This window comes from Nitrospira sp. M1 (genome assembly GCF_965152605.1).
On record NZ_OZ224217.1, the window covers coordinates 3,396,320 to 3,412,622 of the forward strand.

The window sequence follows — 16,303 nt, forward strand, 5'->3', positions numbered from 1 at the left end:
ACGTGTCCGAAGGGTACACTCCTTCATTATGACGTGAAATGACAAAAGGTGAAAAGAAAAATTGTATCAAAGTTTGTCAAAACAAGGATTCGAAATACTTTCTTACAAAAAAGCTTGATCTCCTCGTCGCGTTTGAACATTTGTTGTTATACTGAATATATATACGCGAATAACAATCTTGCGATAAATTTCTTCCAGGACGATGAGCCTTGTTTGTCAGATAGGTCTGTCATGAGTAGATTGGTCACCCTTATCCACCATAGCGTCGTCGGACTGATGATGCTGGGATTGGCAGGCTGCCTGTCCGACGCTGTCCCGATTGAATTACAGGCTCCGCTACCTCATGCGTTTTCACAATCCGGACAAACCGCATTACCAGATAAATGGTGGGAAGCCTTTCATGATGACGACCTCAATGCATTCATCGATCTGGCCATGGGAAACAATCCGTCGCTGCTCGCGACCTGGGACCGATTGCGACAAGCAGAGGCTGTTCTTGCGCGAGAAGGCGCTGCTCGCTTTCCTGCATTAGACGGCAATGTGAATGCCAGTAGAAGTCGTGATAATAATGCGCTGGAAACCGACCGATTTTCACTCGGCGTCTCCATGGCCTATGAATTAGATCTGTGGGGAAGAATTCGTGCAAACACGTCAGCCGCTCACTTTGATGCGCTGGCGAGTGAATCCGATGTCAAAGTAGCAGGCTTAACGCTCTCAGCGGAAATTGCCAAAGCGTGGTACAGCTTGATTGAGCAACGAGGACAATTGGACGTATTAGAGCAACAATTCACCACCAACAAAAAAGTGTTACACCTCGTGACCCTACGGTTTCGTCAAGGCCTCGCTGGTGCAGCGGATGTTCTCCGCCAACAACAATTAATTGAACAAACGCATGGTGAAATGAAGGACGTCGTCGCGCAAATTGAAACCCTCACGCATCAACTGGCGATCCTCGGTGGTCATCCTCCAAAATCGCTTGCTTTACAGGAAAACACGTTTCTTCTGACATTGCCACCGCTACCCGACACCGGACTGCCGGCAGACGTGTTGCAACGGCGCCCTGATGTCCAAGGGAATTTCTATCAGGTACAAGCCGCAGACGCACGTATCGCAGCGGCCATTGCCGATCGTTTCCCACGAATTGACCTCACGGGGGCCCTCACCACGAATATCACCTCAACACTGTCAGGAGGGTCTTTTGCGTCCACACCGGCAGGATTATTTTCCAGTTGGCTGGCCACAGTGGCCGCGCAGGTTGTGGGGCCTATCATTGATGCTGGGGCAAGAGCCGCAGAAGTGGAGCGAAACGAGGCGCTTCGCTCAGAAGCTCTCAACAATTACGAATCGACCGTCTTGCAAGCTATGAGAGAAGTCGAAGACGCCTTGACCCGGGAAACCCAACAACGCGAAAAAACACTCAGCCTCGAACGTCAACTCAAACTCGCCACGCAAGTCATCGAACGGCTACGTGCGCGATATGTTCAAGGCGCCACGGATTTTCTGGATGTGCTCAATGCCCTGATTAGCCAACAGGGACTCGAACGACAAATTCTTGCAGCTCGACGAAACTTGATCGACTTCCGGGTTGATCTCGCCAAGGCCTTGGCTGGAGGATGGGAATTGCCAGTCCCAACCCAGCGTGAACTCAACTCACAGGCTGGTTAACCTACACAACAGATTTTCAACACGATAGACATGCCATCAACATCGACATCAACACGCCAACGCCTTCAATTCGGCCTGAAAATTATCGTCCCACTCCTCATTCTAGCCCTTGCCGGAGGCATCGCATTTTCCTTAGTCCAAAACAGCCCGAACCCGAAACGACAATCCAAACCACCTCAAGCGCGTCTCGTCGACACCAGGGAAATTCACATCGGAACGCATCCAATCTCGATTGAAGCATGGGGTGTCGTTCAGCCCGCACAGCGAATGACCCTTCGCGCGCAGGTGAATGGTGAGATCATTCAAGTCAACCCTGAACTTGTGCCAGGCGGTCGATTTACAAAAGGCAGCACCATCTTACGGCTGAATCCGAAGGATTATATTCTGGACGTTCGACAACGTCAGACCGATCTGGAAAAGGCCCGGGCTGAGTGGTTAATTGAAGCAGGCAATCAGGCTGTGGCAAAACAGGAATTCGACCTGTTAGGAGAAGACATTACCGAGCAGGAAAAAGCGCTAGTGCTTCGCTCTCCGCAGCTCAACGTGAGCAAGGCTAATGTTCAGGCAGCCCAAGCTGCGCTGTCATCGGCGAAACTCATGCTGACCCGTACCGTCCTGACCGCACCATTTGATGCCAGCGTGCTCCAGCGCCATGTGGATTTAGGCACCTACATCACAACAGCCTCCGACATTGTGACATTAGTCGGCAGCAAGGAATATTGGGTCGAGGTCTCCGTGCCAATCTCTCAATTGCGCTGGATCAAGATTCCCCGCACACCAAACGAGAAAGGCTCTCCAGTCAAACTGTACCATGACACAGTCTGGGGCGAGACGGCCTTTCGTACCGGCTCTGTCATTCGATTATTGTCGGATCTTGAAGCGGAAGGACGCATGGCTCGCATCCTCGTCTCAATCCAGGATCCCTTAAATCTTTACACGAACAATCCCGAAGGCCCCACCGTGCTGCTCGGAACGTATCTGCGGGCAGAAATACAAGGAAAAGAGTTGGAGCACGTGGTGAAAGTGGATCGACACATCCTTCACGATCAAGAAACCGTTTGGCTACTTAATGCTGAGAACACACTTGAAATTCGTCAGGTCGACATTGCTTTCCGAGGACCCAAAGATGTGCTGATTTCCAATGGTCTTCAGCATGGAGAACATCTCATCGTGACGGATATTCCTTCACCAACGGAAGGGATGGCCCTGATCCGTATGACTCCAGCTGAGGCTCAACTCCAGAGCGACTCCGTGCATGGACACTAAGCCCGCCACCTCTCAACGTCTTACACAGACCGGACCACTGGCGTGGATGGTTCACAATCGCGTCACCCCCAATTTGCTCATGTTGCTGTTGTTATGCGGTGGGCTGCTGATGACCACTCAGATTAAACAAGAGGTGTTCCCGGAATTTGAGCAAGATACCGTGACCATCTTGGTTCCCTTTCCAGGAGCGAGTCCTCAAGAGGTGGAACAGGGCGTCATTCTCGCGATTGAAGAAGCCGTTCAAAACCTCGATGGCATTGAAGAAGTGCTGTCCACCGCATCAGAAGATCAAGCCACCGTCGTCGTCGAGCTGCTTGGCAATTCTGACAATCAAAAGATTTACCAGGACATCCAACAAGTCATTGGACGCATTATCACGTTTCCAGAGGATGCGGAGGAACCACAGTTTAGCCTGGACACCCATCGTCGTGAAGTCTTGACTCTACAACTGTACGGCGACGTATCAGAATGGGACCTCCGTGAGGCCGCAGAACAGGTTCGCGACCGCCTTCTGCAAGAACCTGAAGTCACGCAAATCGAACTGCTGGGAGCTAGAGCCTTTGAAATTCACATTGAGATTTCTCAAGAAAATCTCAGATCCTACGGGCTGACCTTAGAAAAGGTTGCGCAAATAATTTCAGAGACCGCCCTGGATCGATCAGGAGGAAGCCTCGAAACCACAAGCGGAGAAATCCTGCTTCGCGTTCAAGAACGGCGAAATTGGGCTTCCGAATTCACAACTATCCCCATCATCGCAAATCAGGCTGGCACACTCGTCAGACTGGGTGATATTGCCAAGGTGTCTGAGGGATTTGAAAACAGTGAGATATTTGCCACCTACAACGGCCAACGTGCGATTGGAATCGGAATCTTCAGAGTAGGCGATCAAACACCAATCGAAGTGTCTGAGACTGTTCGGTCGACGATGGCTCAGATTGCAGAGGATCTTCCACCGACCATTCAGTATGCCGTTCAAAAGGATCGTTCGGAAATCTACCATCAACGACTGACCCTTCTGCTCAGAAATGGATTTCTGGGACTCCTCTTTGTGTTGGTCGTCCTCACGATTTTTCTTGAATATAAACTTGCCTTCTGGGTCACGGTGGGAATTCCTACCTCGTTTCTCGGTGCGCTGTTGTTCCTGCCACTGCTGTCGGTTTCCATCAACATGGTTTCGCTGTTTGCGGTCATCATTGGTCTGGGAATCGTGGTAGATGACGCCATTATTGCTGGTGAAAATATTTACGAATATCGACAACAAGGGAAAAGCCTCATTGATGCTGCGATTCTCGGTGCTCGAGACATTGCACTCCCCATAAGCTTTAGCATTCTCACGAACATTGTGGCGTTTCTCCCATTGATGTTTGTGCCAGGAGGTTTTGGAAAAATTTGGGCGGTCATTCCCGCTGTCGTGTCGACCGCCTTTATCATCTCTTGGATTGAGGCACTCTTCATTCTTCCTTCGCACTTAGCCCATGGGAATCCCAATCCCACCAATAAGCTCGGGAAAGCCCTTCATCACTATCAACAACGATTTAGTCGAACCTTTACGCATTTCATTGAAGACACCTACGGCCCGTTTCTGCGTCGAGCTATTGAAAACCGGTACCTCAGCCTTTCTCTCGGGATTGGCATTTTTATCATAATTTTGGCGTATCCCATCAGCGGACGCATGGGCTTCATTTTGATGCCGAAGGTTGAGGCAGATTTTGCCAGCGCCACCGCCGTGCTTCCCTTCGGAAGCCCACCACAAGAAATGCAACGGGTTCGCGATCTCCTGGTTGATTCCGCACAGGGTCTGGTGGAAAGACACAAGGGGCAAACAGTCTCAACCGGCATCTTCACTCTCGTTCAAAAAAACATGATTGAAGTTCACGTCTATTTGCCACCGCCAAACGACAGACCCTTGAGCACAAATACCGTCACACAACTCTGGAGAGAAAACACCCCGGCTATCGCCGGAGTTGAATATGTGCGCTTTGAATCTGACAGTGGGGGCCCTGGACGTGGCCCGTCCATTAGCGTCGAATTGAGTCATCGAGATATTGAGAAGCTTGATACGGTGAGCGGCCTTTTGGCCGAACGTCTTGGGGAATTTTCGAGCGTCAACGATGTTGACGATGGCTATTCACCTGGAAAGCCACAGATTAACTTTCACGTTCGTGAAGAGGCGAGAAGCGTGGGACTCACCGCGCAAGAAATTGCCCGGCAAGTTCGTCACGCGTTTTACGGATCTCAAGCGCTCCGTCAACAACGAGGACGCAACGAGATTAAAGTGCTCGTTCGATTACCGCTCACTGAACGAACGAGCGAATACGATATCGAAAATCTTGTCCTACAAACCCAGTCTGGTCAAGAAATTCCCTTATATCAAGTTGCCAGAGTGGATAAAGGTCGAGCCTTTCGGGAAATTACTCGGCGGGACGGACATCGGACAGTCACCGTCACGGCGAATGTTCAACCAATCAAAGAAACCAACCTTGTCCTCAACACGCTCAAGCGCGACATTCTTCCTCAGCTTCTCAATGACTATCCAGGACTGAGTTACAGCTTTGAGGGACGGCGGGCAGAGTTACGGGATGCGCTCAATAGCTTTCTCTACAGTTCCACGTTAGCGCTTGTGATCATCTATATGATGTTGGCCATTCCTTTTCGAAGCTATATACAGCCAGCCATTGTCATGATGGCCATCCCATTCGGGATAGTGGGGGCTGTGATCGGTCACATGCTGATGGGCTATAGCATCAGTATTATCAGCATCATGGGTATTATCGCGCTGATGGGAGTCGTGGTAAACGATTCGCTTATCATGATTGATTATGCGAATACAAAACGCCAAGCCGGTATGAGCCCCATCGAGTCCATCAAACAAGCTGGGATTCGACGGTTCCGGCCCATTCTTCTCACCACGGTAAGTACATTCGTGGGGCTCGCCCCCATGATATTCGAAACCTCGCGGCAAGCCAGATTTATGATCCCAATGGCCATTTCTCTTGGGTTTGGGATTCTCTTCTCCACCGCTATTTTGTTGATCTTGATACCCTGCCTCTATTTAATGGTCGAAGATGTCAAAGCACTCTTCGCGGGAAAAAATCAAATCTCTCGTGCCCCAGTCCATGTTGAGTCTGACACACCAACGAAACCGGGTGAAGTCACCGGCTAGAACAACGGCATATTCACAATCACCTCAACAGCATTGCAGTAAATCCCAATCATCCTCATTCCCTGATTCCACTCACACAATACATTTCCCCCGAAACTGTCGGAAGTGATGTGACGCGGCATTAGCCATGCAAGCCACAGCTTCTCAGAATAGGCTTTCCACTTGGACCTTACACTGAAAATCTTGAACGGAAAATTTAGAGTCTGACCCTTATACAATCTGTTATCTGAACAGATACACCATGTATCTCATTCGATTCATACGCGCTGAACCCGATCTCGCCTCGCGCTCTTCTGTTCTCTCATGTCATTCGTCGCAGTCATCACGTAACCCACTGATATTCATCGAAATTTCTTTCATTAAATAGAATGAACGAATCACACATCCGCTTTGGCATTTCTATTGCTATCCAAGGACTCAATCCCAATAGCGCATCGCGAAAGATATACATGCAATACAGGCAAGCAGCCTAAAAACATTCATCAGCAAGGAAAAGAGAAGGAAGGAGTTGACCATGCCAATTTCACCATAAGTTATGCTCAAAATGCTGTTGTTTAATCTGTATTCACTATTATGAACAAGAGGTATTCACATGAAACGCACAATGGTTGCAGCCCTAACGTGTCTCGCCTTGACGACTTCAAGTTTCACGGCATGGGCACACAGTCCCAACGACACCGCAGAGCATAAGCTCAAATCGTTAGTCGGTGAGTCGAGTCTTATCGTGTACGGTCGAGTGACCAATATTGTCTATAAAAACTCGGAGCCCACCAAGGAACAACCGAAAGGGATTCCACACACGTTTGTCACCTACCAGATCATGGAGACGCTGAGAGGGAAGACTCCTGACGAACGATTAACGTTACGCATTCCCGGAGGCTCGGATGGGCAAGGCGGTATGTATTTGGTCACATCCGCCCCGGCCTTTGCACGCGGTCAAACCGATGTATTGTTCGTTAAAGGAGGCAAGGAAACCGATTGCCCCCTTGTCGAATGTGTTGAAGGTCGCTTTCGCGTTCATGAGAATCAGGTGTTCAATGCGTGGGGGATACCGGTCGTGGATGTCCAAAAGACATTGCGTATCGGAGGCAAGCCGCGTTTTGACCTGAACGTCATGGAAGTCCCGCGGCCATCGTTCGAAACGTTGCTTCAACGACCTGAAATACGGAAGCAACTGGATATGCTGCAACGGAGGAGTTCTCAAAGCCTGAAAGAGCTTCGCGCACGATATGAACAAGAAGCGCCCAAGTATTCCGTCGTCAAGTACGGCGTACAAATGGATCCCTCCCGAAAAGATTTGACCGAAAACGATGAAGCTTCAGCAATGACCACCTACGATGCACCGTTGTCGCTCGATCGCTTTATCGAAGGCATTCGGGAATGGAGTGCGCGAATGGGAACGCCTCAAATTCCAATCGCCATGGCGAATCCGAAAGAACGATTTTCCGTCCCTGACCCTCGGCTCATGCCGCTGGACGCCGAACGAGCCTTATCACCAAAAGTCAGCAATGAAGAACGGTACGATATACGTGCAAAGGAGGAACAAGAATAATGACTATCACAAAATCTCTACTGACCATAGCCATCGTGGCAATCTGTTCCAATTCGGCAATGGCCGCATCATGGCTGGAATGTAACGGCGATAGCGGCAAGAAAATTCGGTGGGGCGGGAATTCCACATCGGCGAGAATTAACACTGGGAGTTTCCCTTCGGGAAGTGTCTTGCAATCTGCACAACGCGGCATCAACATAACCAATACCAATCCCTCCCCGTTTTCTATTAATCACACAACCGAATCAGGAGGTGTGGGAAGCGGCAATGGACAAAACGAAGTGTGGGCCGCAAGTATTTCTCCTCCAGGAGAAGCCCGCATGCGCTACCACTGCTATTGGCTGTTCGGCTGGCATTACGGACTTGATGAAGTTGATATCGTGCTGGACTCTACCGGACGCTCATGGACCACGTCGCAAAACAAAAGTTCGAATTATGTCTACACCGGGACCAGAAGACCGATCGATGCGGTCATTGTGCACGAAGCCGGTCACTATCTCGGCCTCATGCATGTCAATTGGGAATACAATGTCATGGGCGACTCCTGGCGTCACCATCATACCAATGGCAACACCGCCAGAACGTATTTTGGCGAAGATGCCTCCCATGGCGCACGCGTACTCTATGGCTCACAAGGTTCGAACTTTAACGACGTGTCGGCCTCACACTGGCGGCGCACCGGCGCCAGCGGTGAATATTCGAGCCATGGTCGCGTACGTGTGCGAAACAGCACCAATACTGGAACCTTGCAGGGAATTACGATTGCGGGTGAACCAGGGTATCGCGTGACACGGGGAAACGTCGTCAGGCCAGAGTTTACGATTGAAAACAATGGCAAACAGACGCACTCAAACGTCACCTATGGGATCTACATCTCGACCAACGACTATATTAGTTACGGCGATACACGCATTGGAGGCGGATCGTTTGGATCGATCCATCCGGCAGATGTGTACACCACCACGGTTTCGGCCATCATTCCGAATTACCTTAACGCCGGTCAAAATTACTGGCTGGGGATCATTGTCGATGAAGACAATGACATTAGTGAGGTAAGTGGCTCGAACAACCGCGCCTACATCCCGATTCGAGTTCAATAAGACCAACGTTTTAAGCGCAAGACGAGGCCCTGGAAAAAAAGCCAGGGCTCGTCGTCTATCGTGACGACAAAACCTTCACTCCTGGATTCACTTACTTTCAGAAACAGTTTTTTATCCAGAGCGCCCTTCAAAAACTTTACCTTCTAGAGCAGTGCTGTACACTAGAGCATGCTTTGGTTAAGTGTTGCCCTTCTTGCCGCGCTCTCCGAATCATTAAAGGATCTCTTCAGTAAGCAAGGGCTCCACTGCACTCCCCCTCATATTGCAGCGCTAGCGGCCAGTACCCTTGCCTTCCCAATTCTCCTGAGTTTTTTCCTTCTAACAAGTGAGCTCCCGCTTATCGGTCCGCGTTATTGGGAAGCCCTGCTATTAGGCGGAATCCTGAACGTGCTGGCTTTTATACAATTTATGCGGGCACTCCAAGCCTCAGACTTGTCATTGACGATTCCCTTCATCACCTTCACGCCAATTTTTTTGCTTTTCACCTCACCCTGGATTGTTGGAGAATTTCCCGGCGTACTCGGACTACTGGGGATTCTGCTGATTGTTGGAGGCTCGTACATCATTTCCATCCAGGGAGAACACATTAGTTGGCTGGATCCTTTTGTCGCGATGGTTAAAGAACCGGGTCCTAGACGAATGCTTTCGGTCGCGGCCATCTACAGTCTCACGTCAAATTTTGACAAAATCGGAGTCCAACATTCGTCTCCCATCTTCTGGAGTCTTTCGATCAATGTGTTTATGACGCTCGCCTTGCTCGTTATATTTTTTCTCATTCGCCCATCAAACACCAATCAAAGTCCACCTATCAAGATTTCTCTTCTGATGCTCATTGGACTCTTTAGCGCCACAACGCTAATCGCTCACAACACGGCCTTAAGCCTTGCCAGTGTTCCCTCCGTCATCGCGATCAAACGCACGAGTGTGTTGTTTGCTATTCTATGGGGCTTGTTAATTTTACGAGAAACCAACGTACGCCAGCGGTTCATCGGCGCTACATTGATGGTAATAGGCATTGGACTCGTGGCACTAGATGAAACGGAGTAAAGATATAAAAAGGAGCAGATTTTGATGACAGCGAATCGACAAAATATATTATGAAGAAAGCGTCTTGACCCCTTATTTAACGGTGTGTCTGTTTTTTAGGACCACCTCAATCTGTCCCCATTTTTTTATTTTCCAGTCCCTTTTCTTATTTTCCAGTTCGGATTTCTTCAACTATTAAGTCTCGTCCTGCGTATGGTCCTCGTTGTTTTGGACTTTCTGTATGATGGGTAAATGCACAGTAGTAACTAGATAGTTTGAGAAAATTCATTAAAAGATCCTTGATATGTTCAAAGGATGAAATTATTATCAGATCTGGATAATTTATACACAAGAATAAGTAGCTGAAAATGCTCAACAGTATCTACCTGTCATAAGATATTATGAATATTTGGTATATTATAGCTGCTGCCCTGGGGGGCCTTGCGGCCTTATTGGCCTATTATGGTGCAACAGTAGATAGTAATCAGACTTCCAGAAAACAGGAGGAGCAAACAGAACGTATAGAATCCAAACTTCAAGAACTTGGGAACCAACTATATACACTAAAGGAGAGGGAGATCCCGATTTCTTCTGAGGAACTGGACCAGATTGAAAAAGAATATCTTAACACAGCTGACACTTTTTTCAATTCATTACCGCTAAAGGTTGCTGAGCATAAGACTCGTGATGCAACTAGGATTTTCGAAGAAGTTAAAATGTCAAAGTCCATTGAGTCCCATGTTAAAAGATTAGAAGAAGAAATTCGGAAACTAGGCATTGCTTTTAACTCTGCAGCAAAACGAACTCTTATTGAAGTGTCTTCTACCTCCTTCCCAGATAATCTATTTGAATTAAAGAAAAGTGATCAATATCATATTCTAATTTCGTTTGAAGGTAAAAGTTACTGGGCTCTACGTTTTGTAACTTATCCAGACAGAAAAAAGGCCTTAGAGTTTATTCGTCTCACCACTCCGTCAGAGAACACAGAATATTCCAAAATGTTCATAACAGAAGACTCGATTCAAATGGTATTCCTGGGAGAGCAGTTTGGGGTTTCGTTGAATCAATCTCTATCTACTACTGTAAGAGATATTGTAGCAGACATACCAAAAACGCCACAGCCCATGACTGACTTTGATCAGACCGCTGTTAAGATTACAAAAAGACTAATTGAACACCAACTTTTGATGAATAAGATTGGGAAGGACGGTTAGTTAACTGTGCTGGGATAAAAAGGGGACGCTACCCTATGGGTCTAGTGAATTGGGGGTCAGGCCTGCGTTAATGCTTTAATGTATTCATTCAACGTGGCCATGCCCCCTTTGCAACTTCGGACACCGGCATTGATCTTTCCAATATGCCGACTGAAGGTGGACGCATCCCGATGAAAATAGGCGGCGACCTCTTGTTTGGGGGTCAGGTCGCGTGCTTTATGACATAGCCCTCACCTCTCTTAATGTTCAAGGTGGTGGAAGGTTTTTTAATAGAACAAGCAACTCCTGCTCACGGGGAAGGAATTTTGGCTACCATTCTCAAGCACAACTTTTCCCGTCTTGAAACCTTGAATGGTTTTCCATTCCTATTTTTATTTCATACTTTCCGTATGAATATCACAGGCCATTTTAAAGCCGCGTCCGTTCCCCGTGTCGTCACGGCATTATCATTATCAATCTCAAATCCCTGCCACGAATCAAAAGGAATCGGCGCTTCAAACGCCCGAAGTGTACATGGATGAGGATGACAGACACCTAATCATATAGGGTGTACCCTATTTGGGATGATCGTTGTGTATATCCGGATTTGTCTCACACGCAAAAACCTGATAGCCAGAAATCCGAAATTCAGCACTCTCTCAAGTATTAACGCCCACCGTAGCAACAATTACACTTGATCGAAGATACGAAAAGTAGAAATCTACTCAAACACACAGCCTTGCAAATATCGCAACAGGGTGCAGACGCGGTCTTGGCAACAAACTGGGCAACCACGTCAACAACTTGACATATTGATGCATATATAATATGTTTTGATGTATGAGGACAACAGTGAGACTGGACGATCAACTTTTGGCTGAAGCAAAACAACATGCGGCCAAGACTGGCTGCACATTGACCTCATTGCTCGAAGACGCCTTACGAATGTTCCTTTCCATGAACAAACGGTCCGTAAAAACAGCGAGGCCAAAGCTTCCGACATTTAAAGGTGGCGGACTTCGTCCCGGTGTTGATCTGGATAACAGTGCCGATCTTTTAGATATGATGGAAGATAAGAATGGAGTTAGTTGACGTCAATGTCCTTGTGTACGCACATCGAGAAGATTCTCCGGATCACCCGTTATATCGCAACTGGCTGAACCAGTGGACTCATTCCGACACCGCCTTTGGAATCAGCGAACTTGTGCTCAGTGGGTTTCTCAGAATTGTCACGCACCCGAAAGTCTTCAACCAACCGACTCCGCTCCCCACGGCTTTGGCATTTGTTGATGCCATTAGATCTCAGCCGACCTGCGTTCTGATCTCACCTGGCCCGCGACATTGGGCAATCTTCTCGCGACTTTGTGGGGAAGCGCATGTAAAAGGAAACCTTGTTCCTGATGCCTATCTCGCCGCCATCGCGATTGAAGCTGGAAGTGAGTGGATCACCACAGACCAAGACTACAGCCGGTTTTCTGGATTGCGCTGGAGACATCCGCTGCATTAGCACACTCGACCATTCGCCTCATTGACAAGGTCCGACCTGAACGCTAGCATTTCACCTACAAGGCTAGGGGAGCGTTTCGCTGAGATGTCCAACGCAGTTGGACGACCCTTATACCTGACCTGGGTAATACCAGCGTAGGGAAGCGGCAGATCGGTATAAAATTTTCCGGCCGTTTCCTCACACTAGGGAACGGCTTTTTTTGTATTTCCACTTTTTCTCTTGTCTGGGTCATTGCATTAACTTCCGTCCATCCTGAGAAAGGATCGCACCATGAGCACCTCACAACATAATCGAACCGATTTAACCAACGGCGAGGCTATTCCCGTTTTCGTTGAGCACAGCAACACACCATCCGCTACGTTAACCACTCAACCATTTCCAGCTTCGAAAAAGGTATATGTGAAGGGCTCCGATCCCAGCATTCGCGTGCCCATGCGTGAAGTTGCCTTAACACCCACAAAGGGACCGAACGGGGCAACCCCGACCCCAAACCCTCCCGTGATGGTCTATGACCCATCTGGCCCCTATACCGACCCTGATGTCGCCATTAATGTTCGCCAGGGTCTGCATCCATTACGTCGAGATTGGATCATGGGTAGAAATGATGTCGAGGAACTACCTGAGGTTTCATCAATCTATGGTCGCAAGCGTTCGATGGATGCGAGCTTGGACTCCATTCGCTTCGCGTTGAGTCGCAAACCGCTCAGGGCAAAGTCCGGCATGAACGTCACACAAATGCACTACGCCCGCAAAGGCATTGTGACGCCGGAAATGGAATTCATTGCGATACGAGAAACCCAAGCACGAGAAGAGGAGGCAGAAACTCTTCGAAACAATACCCAGAAGTCGCAGGGCGTTGTGCAGCATCCAGGGCAAGCCTGGGGGGCTGAAATTCCCTCTCGTATTACCCCGGAATTTGTACGGGACGAAGTCGCACGAGGTCGCGCCATCATTCCTTCGAATATCAATCATCCGGAAGTCGAACCGATGATTATCGGGCGGAATTTCCTTGTAAAAATCAATGCCAACATCGGCAACTCTGCGGTCACCTCGTCCATTGAAGAGGAAGTCGAGAAACTCATTTGGTCGATTCGATGGGGGTCCGACACGGTCATGGATCTTTCAACAGGGAAAAATATTCATGAAACGAGAGAGTGGATCATCCGGAACTCCCCGGTCCCCATCGGTACGGTCCCGATTTATCAAGCCCTTGAAAAGGTCGGCGGCAAACCCGAAGAGCTGACATGGGAGATCTACCGTGACACGCTGATCGAGCAAGCAGAGCAAGGCGTGGACTACTTTACAATCCACGCTGGCGTTCGCCTTGCGTATGTACCGCTCACAGCCAATCGCATGACGGGAATTGTTTCCCGAGGCGGCTCCATTCACGCAAAATGGTGCTTGGCTCACCATCAAGAAAATTTCACCTACACACATTTCGAAGAAATCTGCGAAATCATGAAAGCCTACGATGTGTCGTTTAGTTTAGGCGATGGACTTCGCCCAGGCTCGATTGCCGACGCGAACGATGCCGCACAATTTGGCGAACTCGAAACCTTAGGTGAATTAACCAACACCGCATGGCAACACGATGTGCAAGTCATGATTGAAGGACCGGGTCACGTGCCGATGCATATGATTAAAGAAAATATGGACAAACAATTGAGCGTCTGTAAGGAAGCCCCATTCTATACATTGGGACCCCTGACAACCGATATTGCTCCTGGCTACGATCATATTACCTCAGGGATTGGGGCAGCCATGATCGGATGGTACGGCTGTGCGATGCTCTGCTATGTCACGCCCAAAGAACATCTTGGCCTACCGAATAAGGAAGATGTGAAGGATGGAGTGATTGCCTATAAAATCTCTGCTCATGCGGCCGACCTGGCCAAAGGACACCCTGGCGCTCAGGCTCGTGACAATGCCCTCTCGAAAGCACGGTTTGAGTTTCGCTGGGACGATCAATTCAATTTATCGCTTGATCCCGAAACGGCTCGTGAGTATCACGATGCCACCCTCCCCGATCAAGCTGCCAAAGGCGCACACTTCTGTTCAATGTGCGGGCCGAGTTTCTGCTCCATGAAAATCACTCAAGATGTTCGAGACTACGCAGACCGATTGAAGGTAGAAGAACAAGAGGCCATTCAGATAGGTCTCAAAGAAAAATCCGAAGAGTTTCGAAAGGCCGGAGGAGAGATCTATTTATAACCGTTAACCGATCAAATGTAGATCATGACTAACTTGCGGAGCATACGATTATGAAGGAGAACACCACAGCTCCCTTACGAGAACGTGACGTCACACGTCATATCGCCAGGGAGTTTTATAAAGAATTCGATCAAATGATTGAAAGTGACGTCATCATCGTCGGCGCTGGCCCGTCGGGTTTATTGTGCGCGAGAGACTTGGCCTTGGACGGCATACGCACCCTATTGATTGAACAAAGCCTGGCACTCGGCGGTGGGTTTTGGTCTGGCGGTTATTTGATGAACAAGGCCACGATTTGTGCGCCAGCTGATGCGATCCTGGAAGAACTGGGTATTCCGTGCAAACCCGTTCAAGAATGTGCAGGCATGACCATCGTCGACCCACCACACGCAACGGCACGACTCATTGCCGCCGCCTATGATGCCGGCGCGAAAGTCATGAACCTGACACGAGTTCTTGACTTGATCGTCCGTGAGGAAGGGAAGCTGGAAGGAGTCGTCGTCAATAACACGACAGCGGAAATGGCCGGACACGACATCATTCATGTCGATCCCATCGCACTTGAAAGCCGCATTGTGGTGGATGCAACCGGTCACGATGCAGTCGTCGTCAACCTACTCCACCGTCGAAATTTGTATGAGAACGTTCCAGGCAATGGCGCCATGTGGATTGCAAAATCGGAAGCGTTAGTCGTAGAAAATACCCGAGAAGTCTACCCCAATTGTTTTGTCACCGGGTTGGCAGTGGCCGCCGTAGATGGCTCACCAAGAATGGGACCGGCCTTTGGGTCGATGATCCTATCGGGAAGACGTGCAGCCGAACTCGTAAAACACAAACTCAAGGGCGATTAGCATTCAGAGAGAAGTCAACAGTTTCTCACATATCGCAGAGAAACATTTCGATACGCTCCAGAGATTCGATCGTATCACCTTGCGGTATGTTAGAATATGACTTCGCGTAACGATACGTGGCTTTCGTCCTAGAGTTGAAAACCATCACGTTGCACTTTAGACTATAAATAGTACCGTTCAGCAACGTCTTCACTGTTCACTTCGTCTTAACCTCGGGAGGCATGCATATGGATTTGCAGGATTTCCTGCAACAAGGCAGCGGCACAGAAGAAGAGAAGATTTTAGCATGGAATCTCTTCCAGCAGGCCTACGAATCCCAAAGAAAAGGGCAACTGGATGAAGCCGTAAAGCTTTACAAACAGTCGATCGCAACGGCGCCCTCAGCAGAAGCCTACACATTTCTCGGGTGGACCTATAGCTTCATGGGACAACTCAATGAAGCCATTGAAGAATGTCATCGAGCCATTAACTGTGATCCGGATTTTGGCAATCCCTATAACGACATTGGAGCGTACTTGATCGAACTCAATCAATTGGATGAAGCCATTCCTTGGTTTGAAAAAGCGATGAATGCCAAACGTTACGAAAATCCAGCTTTCCCCCATATGAATGTCGGGCGCGTCTACGAAAAGAAGGGCGACTGGGAAAAGGCCATTGATGCCTACAAACAGGCCACGACGTTAGATCCGGAATACACCTCCGCTAAACGAGCGATGATGCGACTCATCACACTCATGAACTAGCGACTGAATCAATGAAACAGAAGGGG

The 16,303-nt window shown here is 48.9% G+C and carries 12 protein-coding genes and 1 riboswitch; all 12 genes read left to right on the forward strand.

Annotation, left to right across the window (positions count from 1 at the left end):
- The first annotated feature begins 231 nt into the window (after positions 1-231).
- The 12 genes from ACWHX8_RS15275 to ACWHX8_RS15330 all read left to right on the forward strand — a co-directional run bounded on the left by ACWHX8_RS15275 (position 232) and on the right by ACWHX8_RS15330 (position 16,277).
- Positions 232-1,665, forward strand: coding sequence for an efflux transporter outer membrane subunit (locus ACWHX8_RS15275; protein ID WP_447968994.1), 1,434 nt, complete (start codon positions 232-234; stop codon positions 1,663-1,665).
- A gap of 30 nt (positions 1,666-1,695) precedes the next feature.
- The gene (locus ACWHX8_RS15280) at positions 1,696-2,931 is read left to right on the forward strand and encodes an efflux RND transporter periplasmic adaptor subunit (protein ID WP_447968995.1); all 1,236 of its coding nucleotides are present in this window, start codon (positions 1,696-1,698) and stop codon (positions 2,929-2,931) included.
- The gene (locus ACWHX8_RS15285; protein WP_447968996.1) at positions 2,921-6,094 is read left to right on the forward strand and encodes an efflux RND transporter permease subunit; all 3,174 of its coding nucleotides are present in this window, start codon (positions 2,921-2,923) and stop codon (positions 6,092-6,094) included. Before ACWHX8_RS15280 ends, ACWHX8_RS15285 begins: the two co-directional genes overlap by 11 nt.
- A gap of 592 nt (positions 6,095-6,686) precedes the next feature.
- A complete protein-coding gene (locus ACWHX8_RS15290) occupies positions 6,687-7,646 on the forward strand; it encodes a hypothetical protein (protein WP_447968997.1) in 960 nt (319 codons plus the stop codon).
- Positions 7,646-8,746: a CARDB domain-containing protein gene (locus tag ACWHX8_RS15295; RefSeq protein WP_447968998.1), complete on the forward strand. Its 1,101-nt coding sequence runs from the start codon at positions 7,646-7,648 to the stop codon at positions 8,744-8,746. The genes ACWHX8_RS15290 and ACWHX8_RS15295 overlap by 1 nt, the downstream gene beginning before the upstream one ends.
- 168 nt (positions 8,747-8,914) lie before the next feature.
- Positions 8,915-9,793: an EamA family transporter gene (locus ACWHX8_RS15300; RefSeq protein ID WP_447968999.1), complete on the forward strand. Its 879-nt coding sequence runs from the start codon at positions 8,915-8,917 to the stop codon at positions 9,791-9,793.
- Between the two features lie 380 nt (positions 9,794-10,173).
- Positions 10,174-10,986, forward strand: a complete 813-nt coding sequence (locus ACWHX8_RS15305; protein ID WP_447969000.1) for a hypothetical protein — start codon at positions 10,174-10,176, stop codon at positions 10,984-10,986.
- 819 nt (positions 10,987-11,805) lie between these two features.
- Positions 11,806-12,057 (forward strand): DUF2191 domain-containing protein, encoded by a 252-nt coding sequence (locus ACWHX8_RS15310; protein ID WP_447969001.1) that lies wholly within the window; start codon positions 11,806-11,808, stop codon positions 12,055-12,057.
- Positions 12,044-12,472 carry a TA system VapC family ribonuclease toxin gene (locus ACWHX8_RS15315; RefSeq protein ID WP_447969002.1) on the forward strand — a complete coding sequence of 143 codons (429 nt, stop codon included), beginning with the start codon at positions 12,044-12,046 and terminating at the stop codon, positions 12,470-12,472. Before ACWHX8_RS15310 ends, ACWHX8_RS15315 begins: the two co-directional genes overlap by 14 nt.
- Before the next feature lie 55 nt (positions 12,473-12,527).
- Positions 12,528-12,630, forward strand: a riboswitch (TPP riboswitch).
- Positions 12,631-12,742: 112 nt separating this feature from the next.
- Positions 12,743-14,683, forward strand: a complete 1,941-nt coding sequence (thiC, locus tag ACWHX8_RS15320; RefSeq protein ID WP_447969003.1) for a phosphomethylpyrimidine synthase ThiC — start codon at positions 12,743-12,745, stop codon at positions 14,681-14,683.
- Between the two features lie 50 nt (positions 14,684-14,733).
- The gene (locus tag ACWHX8_RS15325; protein WP_447969004.1) at positions 14,734-15,534 is read left to right on the forward strand and encodes a sulfide-dependent adenosine diphosphate thiazole synthase; all 801 of its coding nucleotides are present in this window, start codon (positions 14,734-14,736) and stop codon (positions 15,532-15,534) included.
- A 227-nt stretch (positions 15,535-15,761) separates the two neighbouring features.
- Positions 15,762-16,277 (forward strand): tetratricopeptide repeat protein, encoded by a 516-nt coding sequence (locus tag ACWHX8_RS15330; protein WP_447969005.1) that lies wholly within the window; start codon positions 15,762-15,764, stop codon positions 16,275-16,277.
- The last annotated feature ends 26 nt before the right edge of the window (positions 16,278-16,303 follow it).

Bases quoted from the DNA above. Each gene is read 5' to 3' on its own strand.
- ACWHX8_RS15295 (WP_447968998.1), top strand. From the start codon at position 7,646: ATGACTATCACAAAATCTCTACTGACCATAGCCATCGTGGCAATCTGT.
- ACWHX8_RS15275 (WP_447968994.1), top strand. From the start codon at position 232: ATGAGTAGATTGGTCACCCTTATCCACCATAGCGTCGTCGGACTGATG.
- ACWHX8_RS15280 (WP_447968995.1), top strand. From the start codon at position 1,696: ATGCCATCAACATCGACATCAACACGCCAACGCCTTCAATTCGGCCTG.
- ACWHX8_RS15300 (WP_447968999.1), top strand. From the start codon at position 8,915: ATGCTTTGGTTAAGTGTTGCCCTTCTTGCCGCGCTCTCCGAATCATTA.
- thiC (WP_447969003.1), top strand. From the start codon at position 12,743: ATGAGCACCTCACAACATAATCGAACCGATTTAACCAACGGCGAGGCT.
- ACWHX8_RS15315 (WP_447969002.1), top strand. From the start codon at position 12,044: ATGGAGTTAGTTGACGTCAATGTCCTTGTGTACGCACATCGAGAAGAT.
- ACWHX8_RS15285 (WP_447968996.1), top strand. From the start codon at position 2,921: ATGGACACTAAGCCCGCCACCTCTCAACGTCTTACACAGACCGGACCA.
- ACWHX8_RS15325 (WP_447969004.1), top strand. From the start codon at position 14,734: ATGAAGGAGAACACCACAGCTCCCTTACGAGAACGTGACGTCACACGT.
- ACWHX8_RS15330 (WP_447969005.1), top strand. From the start codon at position 15,762: ATGGATTTGCAGGATTTCCTGCAACAAGGCAGCGGCACAGAAGAAGAG.
- ACWHX8_RS15310 (WP_447969001.1), top strand. From the start codon at position 11,806: ATGAGGACAACAGTGAGACTGGACGATCAACTTTTGGCTGAAGCAAAA.
- ACWHX8_RS15290 (WP_447968997.1), top strand. From the start codon at position 6,687: ATGAAACGCACAATGGTTGCAGCCCTAACGTGTCTCGCCTTGACGACT.
- ACWHX8_RS15305 (WP_447969000.1), top strand. From the start codon at position 10,174: ATGAATATTTGGTATATTATAGCTGCTGCCCTGGGGGGCCTTGCGGCC.